Source organism: Flavivirga abyssicola (genome assembly GCF_030540775.2).
In the GTDB taxonomy this organism is placed as follows: Bacteria; Bacteroidota; Bacteroidia; order Flavobacteriales; family Flavobacteriaceae; genus Flavivirga; species Flavivirga abyssicola.
Genome location: NZ_CP141266.1, coordinates 1,970,389 through 1,985,776, shown reverse-complemented (window position 1 = coordinate 1,985,776; position 15,388 = coordinate 1,970,389). Strand labels below are relative to the sequence as shown.

At 32.1% G+C, this 15,388-nt stretch carries 13 protein-coding genes; 10 read left to right on the top strand and 3 right to left on the bottom strand.

Features of this window, described 5'->3' with window-relative positions:
* The first annotated feature begins 6 nt into the window (after window positions 1-6).
* From Q4Q34_RS08320 to Q4Q34_RS08285, 8 genes are all read left to right on the top strand, one after another.
* Window positions 7-5,571 (top strand): alpha-2-macroglobulin family protein, encoded by a 5,565-nt coding sequence (locus Q4Q34_RS08320; protein WP_303316799.1) that lies wholly within the window; start codon window positions 7-9, stop codon window positions 5,569-5,571.
* A 77-nt stretch (window positions 5,572-5,648) separates the two neighbouring features.
* The gene (locus Q4Q34_RS08315) at window positions 5,649-6,380 is read left to right on the top strand and encodes a YqjF family protein (RefSeq protein ID WP_303316798.1); all 732 of its coding nucleotides are present in this window, start codon (window positions 5,649-5,651) and stop codon (window positions 6,378-6,380) included.
* Window positions 6,381-6,389: 9 nt separating this feature from the next.
* Window positions 6,390-6,719: an antibiotic biosynthesis monooxygenase family protein gene (locus Q4Q34_RS08310; RefSeq protein WP_303316797.1), complete on the top strand. Its 330-nt coding sequence runs from the start codon at window positions 6,390-6,392 to the stop codon at window positions 6,717-6,719.
* A 115-nt stretch (window positions 6,720-6,834) separates the two neighbouring features.
* On the top strand, window positions 6,835-7,197 hold the full coding sequence (locus tag Q4Q34_RS08305; protein ID WP_303316796.1) for an endonuclease domain-containing protein: 363 nt from the start codon (window positions 6,835-6,837) through the stop codon (window positions 7,195-7,197).
* Window positions 7,198-7,394: 197 nt separating this feature from the next.
* Window positions 7,395-9,746, top strand: a complete 2,352-nt coding sequence (gene pbpC / locus Q4Q34_RS08300; protein ID WP_303316795.1) for a penicillin-binding protein 1C — start codon at window positions 7,395-7,397, stop codon at window positions 9,744-9,746.
* An 81-nt stretch (window positions 9,747-9,827) separates the two neighbouring features.
* A complete protein-coding gene (locus Q4Q34_RS08295; RefSeq protein WP_303316794.1) occupies window positions 9,828-10,427 on the top strand; it encodes a hypothetical protein in 600 nt (199 codons plus the stop codon).
* Window positions 10,428-10,443: 16 nt separating this feature from the next.
* Window positions 10,444-11,040, top strand: a complete 597-nt coding sequence (locus tag Q4Q34_RS08290; protein ID WP_303316793.1) for an RNA polymerase sigma factor — start codon at window positions 10,444-10,446, stop codon at window positions 11,038-11,040.
* Between the two features lie 4 nt (window positions 11,041-11,044).
* A complete protein-coding gene (locus Q4Q34_RS08285; protein WP_303316792.1) occupies window positions 11,045-11,566 on the top strand; it encodes a hypothetical protein in 522 nt (173 codons plus the stop codon).
* Window positions 11,567-11,588: 22 nt separating this feature from the next.
* Here the strand turns inward: Q4Q34_RS08285 and Q4Q34_RS08280 are convergent, their stop codons facing one another.
* From Q4Q34_RS08280 to Q4Q34_RS08270, 3 genes are read right to left on the bottom strand one after another with little or no spacing between them, the layout of a single operon-like run.
* The gene (locus Q4Q34_RS08280) at window positions 11,589-12,398 is read right to left on the bottom strand and encodes an endonuclease/exonuclease/phosphatase family protein (protein ID WP_303316791.1); all 810 of its coding nucleotides are present in this window, start codon (window positions 12,396-12,398) and stop codon (window positions 11,589-11,591) included.
* 60 nt (window positions 12,399-12,458) lie between these two features.
* On the bottom strand, window positions 12,459-13,004 hold the full coding sequence (locus Q4Q34_RS08275) for a YciI family protein (protein ID WP_303316790.1): 546 nt from the start codon (window positions 13,002-13,004) through the stop codon (window positions 12,459-12,461).
* Window positions 13,005-13,024: 20 nt separating this feature from the next.
* Window positions 13,025-13,492: a CYTH domain-containing protein gene (locus tag Q4Q34_RS08270; RefSeq protein WP_303316958.1), complete on the bottom strand. Its 468-nt coding sequence runs from the start codon at window positions 13,490-13,492 to the stop codon at window positions 13,025-13,027.
* 92 nt (window positions 13,493-13,584) lie between these two features.
* Here Q4Q34_RS08270 and dinB point away from each other — a divergent pair, with 92 nt between their 5' ends.
* Together dinB and Q4Q34_RS08260 are read left to right on the top strand one after the other, a co-directional pair.
* Complete coding sequence (gene dinB / locus Q4Q34_RS08265; RefSeq protein WP_303316789.1) at window positions 13,585-14,682, top strand: DNA polymerase IV; 1,098 nt, start codon at window positions 13,585-13,587, stop codon at window positions 14,680-14,682.
* A gap of 139 nt (window positions 14,683-14,821) precedes the next feature.
* Window positions 14,822-15,388, top strand: coding sequence for an RNA polymerase sigma factor (locus tag Q4Q34_RS08260; RefSeq protein WP_303316788.1), 567 nt, complete (start codon window positions 14,822-14,824; stop codon window positions 15,386-15,388).

Sequence of the window (15,388 nt, the reverse complement as noted above, 5' to 3'; positions counted from 1 at the left end):
TCGCTTATGCTATTAAAAAAGTCATTTGCTATCATAGTACTTATTATGTTAGCTCTATCCTGTAAAAAGAAAGTCACTGAAACTGATAACCTTTTTAAATTCAAAGATTACATAAGCTTCACTTCATCTGGTTTAACATCAGTGATGAGCCCCATTGAAATAAGTTTAACCGAAGATGTTGAAGGCTGGGAAATGGGTCAAGAGATTACCGATCCTATCATTTCTATAAAACCTCATGTACAAGGAAAATTAATGGTAGCCAATAAGCATGCCTTATTATTTACTCCAGATGAATCACTTCAACCTGCTACCGAATATGCTGTTACGGTTAAACTTGATGATATCTACAAAGACATTCCTAAAGATTTTAAAACGTATACATTTCAGTTTAAAACCATTACGCCAAGCTTTAATATTGTTACTAATAATCTTCAATCTTATAGCAAAAAATGGCAGTATTTAGAAGGTGTTATTAAATCGGCTGATGTCATTTCTCTAGACCATGCTAAACAATTAGTAAAAGCCTCTCAAAATGGAAATAACCTAAATATTGTATTTAATGAAGCAAATGAAAAAAACAAGGTTTTCGATTTTAAAATAGATAGCATAAATCGTTTAACAGATGATAGTGACATTATTGTTTCATGGAACGGAAAATCTATCAAGGCCGAAAACAAAGGGGAAAATAAAATAATTATTCCAGGAGTAAACAACTTTACAATTACTAAAACGGATGTTATTCAATCTCCTGAGCAACATTTATTAATCAATTTTTCAGACCCACTAAAAAAACAACAAAACTTTGATGGTTTAGTATCAATTAAAAACGCAAAAAATCCAAAATATGTCGTTGACGGCAATGTACTAAAAGTATATCCGGGGACTAAATTGGTAGGTAATATTCAAGTAGATATTTTCCAAGGCATTAAAAACACAGATGGTATAAAACTTAAAAAACCTTTTTCTGAAATCATTGCTTTTGAAGAGTTAAAACCACAAGTCCGTTTAATTAGCAACGGTAGTATTTTACCAAACTCAGAGCAATTAAAATTCAATTTCGAAGCTGTTAATTTGAGTGCTGTTGATGTTCGAGTTATTAAAATTTTTGAAGACAATATTCTTCAGTTTTTACAAGACAATAACATGAATAGTAATAATAGCCATGAGATTAGAAAAGTAGGGCGTCGTATTGCAAAAAAGACCATTCCATTAGTGTCAAAAGCAGAAAATACAGGCAAATGGAAAGCTTACAGTATCGATCTTTCAAAGTTTTTTAAAGCCGATCCAGGGGCTATTTATCGTGTAGAAGTTAGTTTTAATAAAAGTTATTCATTGTATGACTGCGATGCGGTTGTTAAGGTAAACAACGTTGAAAATGGGGAAGATTATTATGATGAGGAATACTATGAAGAAGATTACGGCGGAGAAACTATTGAAGATGAGGAATTAAAAGAAGAAGCTTACTGGAATAACCTAAATTACAGATATCGAAACTATTCGTATAATTGGCGAGAACGGGACAACCCTTGTCATACTGCATACTATAACGAAAACCGTATTACATCTCAAAACCTAATTGCTTCAAACTTGGGTGTGATCGCAAAACGAGGCGCTAACAATTCGTATTATTTTGCTGTTACAAATATTTTAAATACCAATCCAGAAGCCAACGCAACAGTATCTCTTTATAATTTCCAACAACAAAAACTAGAAGAAACAACTACAGACAAAGATGGCTTAACTACGATTGATGCCGAAAAACATGCGGCATTTGCGATTGTTTCAAAAGGCAATAATATTAGTTACATAAAACTTCACGACGGTAATTCTTTATCGTTAAGTAAATTTGATGTTTCTGGAAACAGGTTACAACGAGGTCTTAAAGGCTATATTTATGGGGAACGTGGTGTTTGGCGACCTGGAGATACCTTACACTTAACATTCATGTTAAATGATAAAGCCAATAATCTTCCTAAACAGCATCCTGTAAAACTTGAAATTACCGATCCTAACGGAAAATTAGTTTTTAAAGACGTTACTACAGATAACGTTAATAATTTTTTCAACTTTGCGGTTCCTACATCTTCAGAAGATAAAACAGGACATTACAATGCCAAGGTCTCTGTTGGAGGCGCTACGTTTCATAAAGGCTTAAAAATTGAAACCGTTAAACCTAACCGATTAAAAATTAAAGTTGATTTTGAAAATGATGTGCTTACCAGTACAGAACCTTTAAAAGGAAATCTAGATATAAAGTGGCTTCATGGTGCTCCCGGAAAAAACCTAAAGGCTGAAATAAAAGCAAAATTTAGTAACTCGCATGTTGGCTTTAAAAAATATAAAGGCTATACATTTAACGATCCTACTCGTCAATTTAACACTGAAGATATTAATGTTTTTGAAGGGAAAGTAAATGAGGAAGGACAAGCTAAAATTACTAATAAAATAGCTGTTGGTAAAAATGCCCCAGGCATGTTAAACGTTCAATTTTTAGTACGTGCTTTCGAAAATGGTGGTGATTTCTCTTTAGACGCATTCACAAAACAATATGCGCCTTACGAGTCTTTTGTCGGGTTACGTTCTCCAAAAGGCAATGCCTATGGCTCCTATTACACAGACGAAAACCAAAGTTTTGATTTAGTGGTAGTCGACGCTAAAGGAAATCCTGTAAAGCGAAACAATCTAGAAGTGAAAGTTTATAAAATTGAATGGCGTTGGTGGTGGAACTCGTCTTACGACAACTTATCAAGTTATGTGTCCAGTAGCTACCACAGACCGTATTTAAACTCTAAAATAAGCACCAATGCTAACGGAAAAGCAATATTAAACATAAACATTCCGGATAACGAACGTGGACGTTATCTCATAAGAATTAAAGACCCCGTTAGTGGTCATGCTACAGGAAGAACAGCCTATTTTTATAAAAACTGGTGGCAAAACTCATCTTCTGGGAATAAAGATGCTGCAAAAATGCTTGTTTTTTCTGCGAATAAAGAAAAATACAATGTTGGCGAAACTGCTAAAATAACATTTCAATCAGGCAGTGAAGGACGTGCATTAGTAAGTATTGAAAACGGTACTGAAGTATTAGAACGCAAATGGGTGAAAACAAAACCAGGTGAAACTACTGTAGATATTCCTGTAACCTCAGAAATGGCTCCTAATGTATTCATTAATATTTCATTATTGCAACCACATGCTATTTCGGCCAACGATTTACCAATTCGTTTATTTGGAGTTATCCCGATCATGGTTGAAGACCCAAAAACGAAGTTAGAACCTGAATTAAAAATGCCAGAAACCTTACGTCCTGAGCAAGAATTTAAGGTTACTGTTTCAGAAAAAAACAATAAAGCCATGACTTATACTATTGCCATGGTTGAAGAAGGCCTATTGGATTTAACACGTTTTAAAACACCAAACGCATGGAATTCTTTTTACGCTCGTGAAGCATTGGGGGTAAAAACCTGGGATATTTTTGATGATGTTATTGGTGCGTATTCAGGTAGTATTGATCAAGTGTTTGCAATAGGTGGTGATGGAAGTGCTGCCGGTGGAAAGAACAAAAAAGCAAATCGCTTTAAGCATGTGGTTACTTATCTAGGTCCTTTTACTTTAAACGCTGGTGATCGTAAAACGCATAAAATAAAAATGCCTAATTACATCGGATCCGTTAGAACTATGGTGGTTGCCGGAAACAATACAACCGAAGCTTACGGAAGCACAGACAAAACGGTTACAGTAAAAAAACCTTTAATGGTATTAGCATCGCTTCCGCGGAAATTAAGCCCAGGTGAAAAAGTTACGCTTCCTGTTACTGTTTTCGCAATGGAATCTAAAGTGAAAAACGTAAACATTAGCTTGAAACTTAGCAATGGAATTTCTGTTGTTGGCGATAAATCAAAAACACTCACTTTTGCGAATCCAGATGAAAAAATGACCTATTTTGAATTGGATGTTAGTAAAGCAAAAGGGGTTAATACGGTTGAAGTGATTGCTTCTGGGAATGGTGAAAAATCGACTTATAAAGTTGAACTGGATGTTATAAATCCAAACCCTATAACATCAAAACCAATAGATCAAATTTTAGAAGCAAATGCATCAGAATCTATAGCTTTCTCAACATTTGGAGTTTATGGAACTAACTCGGCAACCCTAGAGTTTTCTACCATGCCCCCAATGGATTTTTCACGCAGATTGCAATATCTCATTCAATATCCACATGGATGTGTAGAGCAAACAACATCGAGCGTATTTCCGCAGTTATTTTTAAATGATATTTTCGATTTAACACATGATAAAAAGCAAAAAATCAAGAGTAATATTGAAAACGGCATCAAACGTTTGGGGCATTTTCAAAGACCAAGCGGTGGTTTAAGTTATTGGATGGGAGAAAATGATAGTAATGATTGGGGAACCAGTTATGCAGGCCATTTTATGCTTGAAGCTGAAAAGAAAGGTTTTGTTTTACCGCTTACCTTTAAAAGCAATTGGATTAAATACCAACAACAAACAGCAAGAGATTGGAGGCCAAGTTATCGATCTTATAATTCAGACTTAGCACAAGCTTACAGACTGTACACTCTAGCATTAGCGGGGCAAGCAGATTTAGCTGCCATGAATAGATTACGTGAGTTTAGTGAAATATCAAATGAAGCCAAATGGCGATTAGCTGCAGCATATGCATTGGCAGGTCAAAAAGAAGCAAGCGAATCTATTTCTAAATCAGCAAATATTAACTTTAAACCTGTTCGTTACAACTATTACACTTACGGTTCTGTTGATAGAAATCGCGCTATGGCTTTAGAAACTATGGTACTTACTAAAAACCCACAAAGACGCGAATTGTCTCAATATATTGCTAAGGACTTATCAAGTAACCGCTGGATGAGTACCCAAACAACAGCTTATAGTTTATTGGCTATTGCGAAAATGGTAAATGCCAACGGAGGAAAAGCGCTTAATGTAAGTTATACTATAAGCGGAAAAACAGAAACGATCAATTCTAAAAGTGCGATTGCGCAACGCGAATTAGATGTTGTTGATGGAGAAAACACATTATCCTTCACTAATAATAAAGACAATATTGTTTATGTACGCGTTTTAAATTCCGGAAAATTACCGCTCGGACAAGAACTGGCCGAACAACGTGGATTGAGTGTTTCTATACAATATAAAAACTTAAGAGGAAACGCCATTAATATCTCCAAACTACAACAAGGACAAGACTTTGTAGCAACAGTAAAAGTTAGCAACCTTAAAAATGAAGCTGTTAACGATGTAGCATTAACACAGATATTTCCATCAGGTTGGGAAATTGTGAATACCCGTTTTACAGATTTTGGAAATACAACAACCAGCCAAGCGAGATTCACAGATATTAGAGACGATCGTGTTAATTTTTATTTCGATTTACAACGAAAAGGAAGACAGAGTAATAAAACATTTAACGTTATGCTGAATGCATCGTATTTAGGGACTTATTATTTACCTGGTGTACAAGCTGAAGCCATGTATGACAATGACTATTTGGTAAGAACAAAAGGAAGGTGGATTACCGTTGAGAAGTAATAATATAAATTAAAAATTCTGAGTTTCTAAAAGAAATCAAAGATGAAAGTCTTAGTAAAACCTTATCAATAAGTTTTATGAATATAGAAGGTATATTAAAACAAAAAGAGCATCGCTCGTTTACATACCCAGATCGTCCTTGGATGTATTATCAGGAATGGAATAAAGCCGTTTTTTTACATTGGGAAGTAAATCCTGAATTAATAATTCCTTTCCTTCCAAAAGGCATAAAACCAGATATTATTCATGATAAAACATGGATAAGTCTGGTCGCGTTTAATATGAATAATATAGGCATCAAAAACCTTCCTAAAGTGCCTTATATTTCAGATTTTTTTGAAATTAATATTAGAGTATATATTATTTATAATGGTAAGCCAAGTGTTTATTTTTTAAACATGGAAGGTAGTAAAAAATCTTCTTGCAAGATTTTAAAAATGATGTCTAAATTCCCTTATCAATATTCAAAGATGAGTCGGAGCAGCTCTGTTTACACATCAACAAATGAAACGTTTAAAGACTCATTTCATATTGAATATGGCCTAGAAGACACTGCTCCTGAAAAAGACAAAACCGATTTATGGTTAACCGAACGCTATGCTGTTTTTCAAGACCATAAAAAACATATTATTGAATACGATGTACACCATATTGAATGGCCCATGCAATCAATCATAATTAAAAAACTAGATTTAAACTATCCTAGATTTAGTCATTTAATAAATAACGAACCTGATAAGGCTCATTATTCCTGTGGCGTACAAGTATTAACCTGGGACAAAAGAAAACTACCACTAAGTGACTTTTAATTAAAAAATATGAACAAAGATTTTGAACCTTATTATGCAGTCATTTTTACATCAACGCATACTGAAAATATTGAAGGCTACTCTGAAATGGCTAATAAAATGGAAGCTCTAGCAAAACAACAGGATGGCTATTTAGGAATAGACAGCGCCCGAAACGATGTTGGTATAACAGTAAGTTATTGGAAAAGTTTAGATGCTATAAAAAACTGGAAACAACAAAGTGAACATTTGCTAGCACAACAAAAGGGAAGAACCGAATGGTATAATTGGTACAATGTAAAAATCTGTAAAGTAGAACGAGAGTATGAGTTTAAAACCTCATCGTCTTCAGATTTTTGAGAAATCTGAATCCACTCCTCATCTTTAAGGAGGAGAGTTAGATAAGAGTATGCAATAAACAATGAAACTAAAATTTAAAATCGAAATTAAAGACGAAAGGGTAAAACCATAAATTATGAGCAACAAAATCCATAATCATAAATACCTAGAAGGATATAGAAAAGAATTACGAAAAAATTCAACTTCAGCAGAAGCAACATTATGGACATTTTTACAAAAGAAACAACTTAAAGGAAGAAAATTCAGAAGACAACATAGTATTAAAAACTATATAGTTGATTTCTATTGTGCATCAGAAAAAATAATTATAGAATTAGACGGAGCCTATCATAACAGTTTTGCTCAACAAAATTATGATTATGAACGAACTCAAGTCTTAGAAAACTTAGGCTTTAAAGTAATTCGGTTTGAAAACAAATTAGTTTTTAAAAATATTACAGATTTATTAGAGGAAATAAGTAATCATTTTAAAGATTAAAAAACCCACCTCGCCTCCTATTTCTAAGTGTTGAAATAAAATCCACGCCTTCTTTTCAAGGAGGAGAATCAAACAAGAATTAACATGAATCAATTAAACTAAATTTAAAATGAAGTTACCCTTAACTCCTTCCCTTACAAAGGGAAGGTGGATTTGATTTCAGAAAAGAAATCAAAGACGGAAGGGTCAAAAACCAAATGAACAGAATAAAAAACTATATAAAACGTCATAAAATTAAATCAGCAATATTAGCTGTATTATTGATTGCGTATTATTTCTGTCTACCGAAACAACTTTTTAAAGATCCTACAACAACCGTTATTACTAGTTCAAATAATGAACTATTAGGTGCCCAAATTGCCAAAGATGGCCAATGGCGATTTCCTCAAAACGATAGTATTCCTGAAAAATTTAAAACTTGTATCGTTCAATTTGAAGATGAATATTTTTATAAGCACCCTGGTTTCAACCCTATATCTATCTATAAAGCATTAAGGGATAATCTAAAATCTGGTTCTGTAAAACGAGGAGGAAGCACCATTACACAACAAGTCATTCGATTGTCAAGAAAAGGGCAATCAAGAACTTATTTCGAAAAGCTTAAAGAAATTATTTTGGCTACTCGATTAGAGTTAAGAGAATCCAAAAACAAAATATTATCCTATTATAGTAGCCATGCTCCTTTTGGAGGAAATGTTGTTGGGTTAGATGCTGCATCATGGCGTTATTTTAATAGAAACGCTAATCAATTATCTTGGGCGGAAAGTGCTACTCTAGCCGTTTTACCAAATGCTCCTAGTTTAATTTACCCAGGGAAAAACCAGGGTCGATTATTAAAAAAGCGTGATCGTCTTTTAAAAAAACTTTTAGAAAACACCTTGATTGATTCTTTAACCTATAAACTATCAATTGCTGAAGGCTTGCCTCAAAAACCATATCCACTACCACAAATAGCACCTCATCTATTACAAAGAGTATCCCAAACCAATCATGGTAAGTGTATAAAAACAACTATTGACTCTAAACTTCAGCAGCGTGTAAACTACATTATAAAAAACCATTATAATCAACTAAGCCAAAATGAAATTTATAATGCAGCCGTGTTAGTTTTAGATGTAAAGACTAGGCAGGTTTTAGCTTATGTGGGCAATACACCAACATACAAAGCACACCAAAAAGATGTTGACATTATAAATAAACCTAGAAGTACAGGTAGCATTTTAAAACCTTTTTTATATGCCGCTATGTTAGATGCTGGGGATTTATTGCCTAATACCCTAGTTGCAGACGTTCCTACTCAATTTGGTAGTTACAATCCAGAGAATTATAACAAAACCTATGACGGCGCTGTTCCTGCTAGTAGAGCTTTATCGCGTTCGTTAAATGTTCCAGCTGTTAGAATGCTTCAAGAGTTCGGTTTAGATAGGTTCCATCATTATTTAAAAACTTTACGGTTAAAAGACTTAAAGTATAACGCAAACCATTATGGACTATCACTTATTTTAGGAGGCGCAGAAAGTAACCTTTGGGATTTATGTAAAAGTTATGCGGCACTCTCTTCAACTTTAAATCATTTTTCGGAAACTTCCAGTGAGTATTTTTCAAATGAGTTTTGTGAACCTACTTTTTTAGCTTCAAACAATATTGATTTTGGAGATAAGACTAGTGGTAAAACACTTTTTGATGCGGCATCTATTTATTTGACCTATGAAAGTTTAAAAGAAGTAAACAGGCCTGAAAGTGATGAAAGCTGGGAATTTTTTGATGGTTCTAAACAGATTGCATGGAAAACTGGTACTAGTTTTGGGTTTCGGGATGCCTGGGCCATTGGTACTACTAAAGATTATGTTGTTGGGGTTTGGGTTGGTAATGCGGATGGAGAAGGACGACCGGGTTTAGTTGGTGTACAAACAGCAGCTCCTATTTTATTTGAAGTCTTTGATTTATTACCAAATAGTAACTGGTTTTCAAAACCTTTTGATGAAATGCAAGAGACTGATATTTGTAAACAAAGCGGCCATAGAGCATCTCCAAATTGCAACACTATTGAACAGAAATTTATTCAGGTAAGTGGATTAAAAACAAAACCATGCCCCTATCATGTATTAATCCATGTAGATAACAGTGAATCGTTTCAAGTAAATACTTCTTGTGAAGATTTAAGCGATATCATTCACAAACCCTGGTTTGTTTTACCCCCTTTAATGGCCTATTATTACAAAACTAAAAACCCATTTTACAAACCGCTTCCTAAATTCAGAAGTGATTGTATAGGGACAACTAATGCTTCAATGGAATTTATTTATCCTAAAGAGAATAATCCCATTTTTTTGCCAAAAGATTTTGATGGAAAAACCAATGATCTTATTTTAAAAATAGCACATTCTAAACCTGAAAGCACTTTGTTTTGGTATATTGATAGTACATTTATTGGAAGCACTAAAGACATTCATGATATGGCAATCAAACCAAAGCAAGGTTCGCACATCATTACTGTTGTGGATGAATTTGGGAATGAGGCTAAATGTCGTTTTGAGATATTAAAATAAAATTGGTTTTAAATAACGTATCTTTTTTTGAACCTTTTCAAAATAACGTGTATACTAAATAAAACATTTAATTTTTAAGAAATGAAAAAAATAAAATCAAGGTTATCTAAACTAACCTTTGTTGTTTTCGGTTTGGCTTTATTGTCTTTCACCCAAGCTAACAAACAAACAATTAAAGGATGGTTTTTAGCAGGAAGCAAACCAGAATCTTACGAAATTGGGATAACGAAAAACAAAGAAAGAAATAGCAATGTTGCTTATTTAAAATCCATCAAACCTAACATTAAAGGTTTTGGAACCATAATGCAAAATTTTGAACCTAAAAAGTTCTTAGGGAAAAAAGTAAAATTGACATCTTATATTAAATCTAAGAATATAAAAGACTGGGCTGGAATGTGGTTAAGAATAGATGGTACAAATAGAGAAAAATCATTAGGTTTTGACAACATGCAAAACAGACCCATAAAAGGCACAACAAATTGGACTAAATATGAAATTATTCTTAAAGTACCTAAAGAGGCTATAAATATAGCATACGGTGTTTTAGCATCTGGTACCGGGGAAGTTTTGATTGATGATTTTAAATTTGAAATAGTTAGTGATGATGTTAAAAACACTGGACATCAAGGAGCTATAAAGCTTAAAGAGCCTACCAACGTTAACTTTGAAGAATCGTTTTAATTTTTAATAACTTATATTGGAATTTCAATTTAGAATTAATTATAAAAACAAGTCTGATGAAGAATTGATAGTTCTTATAAATAAAGGAAAAGAAAAAGCTTTTAATGAAATTTACGAAAGATATTCAAAAAAGCTTTTTCTTTTCTTTTACCAAAAACTATATCGAGATAACAATAAGGCTCAAGATTTTTTACAAGATTTGTTTTTAAAATTAGTAGAAAAGGCAGAGCTATTTGATTATAAAAAAAGCTTTTCATCGTGGATATATTGTATTGCTTACAACATGTGTAAAAATGAATATAGAAATAATGCCACTAGAAAGGGTAAAACAATAAATTTGAATGTTGAAGAATTGAAAAACGATGCTGCATCATCTATCATAATTAATAACGAAGATGATTTTTTATTATTCAAAAAGAGTTTAAATAACGAGCTTGGAAAACTGAATGAAAAACATAGTGTGACATTTATCTTAAGACATCAAGATAATATGTCTATTAAAGAAATAAGTGAAATTATGGCGTGTTCTGAAGGAACAGTAAAATCAAGATTATTTTATGCTACAAAAAAATTGTCGGTGAAACTAAAAAAATTTAGTTCTATCAAAATCTAAAATTATGAGATTAACTATTGAAGACCTATTACTAAAAAAACGTTTTTCTGATTTATCGTTTCAAGAAAAAGAATTTGTTTTATCATTAATAACTGAGACCGAATATAATGACTTTCGCTTACTTTTAATTAATTCTAAAAAATCTTTTGAAAACGATTTTAAAAAATTAAATGTAAATGATACCACACACAAAATATTATTAGAAGCTTTTAATCAAAAATTTCCAAAACAAAAAAGATATTCAATTTATTCTAATATTTCGATTAGCCATAAACAAACTATAAAGCCTGTTTTTTACATAGGAATTGTTTCTATTATAGTCGCAGTTATGGTAATAATAAACAAAAACCTACCTTTAAACAGTACAAATAATGTAACTTCAATTTTAAATGAAAATAAAGCATTATTAAAAGTTAATAAAAAACATTCATCAGAATTAATAGATAGCAACGAGTATCTTATAGACTCTATTATAGAAATGAATAATCACCTTAGAATAAAAACAGAAGGGCTGTATATAAACTAAACGGTATAATTTCTTAATAAAATCATTTTCTAACATATGTTTTCACCATACTATGATCACTTTTAAAAGTAGCTATCTTTTCTGTTTTAAGGACTTTTAAATCTTTAGATACCCAAATATGATCTAAAGACAGTAAAGGAATATTCCAAAACCAAGTTTCCCTAAAACCATTTCCCTTTTCTGAGAAAGCATGATTAAAATTCGTTTTAATAGCATCGAAATATTTAGATTCATAAGGCACATTAAAATCTCCTAGAATCACAGTATTATTCGTTTCTTGAATTAATGTGTTTACAAATGTTAGTTCCCATTCGCGAGGTACATCCATGCTTGCCGACACATCAAAAACATAGAAATTAATTCCTTGGCTTTCAAAATTTATAAAGTTGGATTTATATTTTGATGTTGTTTCATTTATAATTTTTAACGGTGTTCTCGAAAAAACACTGATCCCCCTAATGGATCTATAAAAATTATAATCAGGATATTTTTGCTGAAACTCTTTCACTATAAATTCACCATGTTCAACCAAAACAAGTATATCTGGAATACCTTCATTGACATTAAAAGCTTCTTCAAAATCCCTGTCATGTGAAGCATTCCAAAAAACAACCTCTAAATCTGTTTCTTTTATATCATCTGCAAAATGAATTCTAAAGCTTCTTCCTAACCAGATAGCTAATAAAATCCCTACTAATATTAGATGATATTTTCTTTTTTTTATAAAAATAGAAAGTATTAAAACTATAAGAATAACTATGGGTAGAGGGAACGTATAAAAATATAAAGACGCCTCATAACTATTCTCTTTTGTAACAAAATGAATGATCATTAATGTTATAATAATTATAACATTAATGATACTAAGTAGGATCTTTAAAAGTCTTAACATCTATCGCAAAGGAAACCCTTTTCCTGCCCACCACGGGTGTATCTCAATTTCTAAGCGCCCTGCTTTCACCATAGGGTCAGACTTTGCTAAACTATCTGCCATTTTTAATGTGGGTACATTATAAATAGTAATTCCGCGAATATCTCCATCATCCCCAAAAGGACCAGAAATATCTGCATATCCTAACTCGTACATTTTCGTTAAATGTGCTAAATGCTCTTCCTGTAATAAAGCTGTTTCTTCTTCGTTTTGTCCTCTTATAGGTCCTGTTTTTAAAAACGCCATGAAATATTGCTGCATTAAAATAGTGTCTTGCGTTTTTTCATCAACATAATCAAAAATCTTAAAGCCTTTTGCGGCAAGTTCCTCTTTAATTTGTTTTACGGTTTTCTTAATAGGTTCTTGTGTAACTTCTATTATTGAGTCAACTTGTTCTTCAACAACTTCTGAGGCATTCTCTTTAACATCTGCTATAGAAGCTTTTGTGCCTTCTTTACACGAAAAAAGAACACATGCTAAAAATACTGGTATTACTAAATGTTTCATAATTAGGTCTTTTTAGATTATTACCACGTTTTATATGGGTGTTTACTTAACTGGGAGTTATAATATTTTATCTGTCCTGTAACTTCTTCACCTATCCATTGAGGTCTATCAAAGATGTCATCCTCATTGCATAATTCAACTTCTGCAATGACTAAACCCTCATTATCTCCAAAGAATTCATCTATTTCAAAAATATGATTTTTAATCTTTACTTCATAGCGAATTTTATCAATAACTCCTGATTCACAAATATTTAAAAGTGATTCTGCTTCGGTTTTAGATATTTCTTTTTCCCATTCAAATCGTGATAGTCCATTTTGCGTGGACTCTCCTTTAACCGTTATATAGCCTATATCTCCTTTCAACCTAACACGAACTGTTCGTGCTTTGTGAGTATTTAAAAATCCTTGAGTAATTCTAGTATGCTTAAATGCTTCATCTCTATACCCATTTGATGCTACTAAAAATTTACGTTCTATTTCTATCATAATAATGCCCACGAAAGTGAGTATCTTATTAATTTTATTCAAATCTCATAAATTGAGATTCCTGCCTCCGTAGGAATTCATAAATTTACAGTATGTCTGACGATTTACCAATAAGAAAAATCATTCATGTGGATATGGATGCATTTTATGCATCTGTTGAGCAAATGGATAACCCTGAGCTTAAGGGAAAAGCCATTGCTGTTGGTGGTGGCGGTAAACGAGGTGTTGTTAGTGCGGCTAGTTATGAGGCTAGAAAATTTGGAGTAAAAAGTGCTATGGCTGGTAATTTGGCTTCTAAATTATGCCCTGGTTTAATTTTTGTAAAACCGCGTTTTGATAGATATACCGAAATTTCTAAAAAAGTTAAACGTATCTTTTATGATTATACCGATTTGGTAGAACCACTTTCACTTGATGAAGCTTATTTAGATGTTACTGAAAATAAAAAAGGGAATCCAAGTGCTTCTTTAATTGCAGAAGAAATTCGTGAGCGCATCTTTAAAGAAGTTGGTTTAACAGCTTCTGCTGGAATTTCTATTAATAAATTCATAGCTAAAGTGGCAAGTGATTACAATAAGCCCAATGGACAAAAAACGGTAAATCCAGAAGAAGTCATTGAATTCTTAGAACAATTAGATATTAGGAAGTTTTATGGCGTGGGTAAGGTTACTGCAGAAAAAATGTATCAAAAAGGTATTTTTACAGGCTTGGATTTAAAAGGAAAATCACTTGAGTATCTTGACAAAAACTTTGGAAAATCTGGACGCTATTATTACCACATAGTCAGGGGTATTCATAATAGCGAGGTAAAACCTAACAGAATACGAAAATCGTTAGCTGCCGAACGTACTTTTTACGAAAATTTATCAAGCGAAATATTTATGCTTGAAAAACTTGAACATATTGCCGACGAAGTTTCACGACGTTTGAACAAAAGTAAAGTCGCTGGAAAAACAGTAACTCTAAAAATAAAATACAGTGACTTTACATTACAAACCAGGAGTAAAACATTGCAATATTTTATTAACGATAAAAGTGTTATTCTAGAAACTGCAAAGGATTTGTTATATCAGGAAAAATTGAGCAATTCGGTAAGATTATTGGGAATATCGATATCTAATTTAAATACTGAAACGAAGAAAAAGCCTGAGCAAAAAAGTGTGAGTGTGCAATTGAAATTCGAGTTTTAAATTCGGCTTTATAAAACTCAAACATCTACATATTAAAATACAAAATAAACTATTTCTCTTTTTAAAGGTCTAACTAAAACAGTATTGTTCAATAACTCGTATTTTCTATAAATACACTTAAGTCTTTTTTAGTTAAACTTTGACAAACGAAGCCATTTTTGTAAAAGAATTAATTAGTTCTAAGGGTAAAGAAAAGGCATTTGCAAAATTGCTGAACCTCTACCAAGAGCGATTGTATTGGCATATTCGCAAACTGGTAATCACTCATGAAAACGCAGACGATGTTCTTCAAAATACATTTTTAAGAATTTACAAAAGCTTACCCAATTTTAAACAACAAAGTTCTCTTCATACCTGGATGTATCGAATAGCCTATAACGAATCGCTTCGATTTTTAGAAAAAAACAATAAAAGAAAAAGTGTTTCTATTAATGACGTTAACGCCTCTTATTTAAACCATTTGGTTAGCGATGTTTTTTTTGATAGTAATGAGGCTCAATTAAAATTACAACATATTTTATTTGAACTTCCAGAAAGAGAAAGAGAAATATTTCAAATGAAATATTTTGACGATTTAACTTTTAGAGAAATAGAGGAAATTATAAATGTAAAGGAAAGTACAATAAAGTCTTCTTATTATAATACCGTTAAGCATATTGAAAAAAATATGTTCTCTGTTCAACTTTTAGAAAAAACCCAGGTCTAA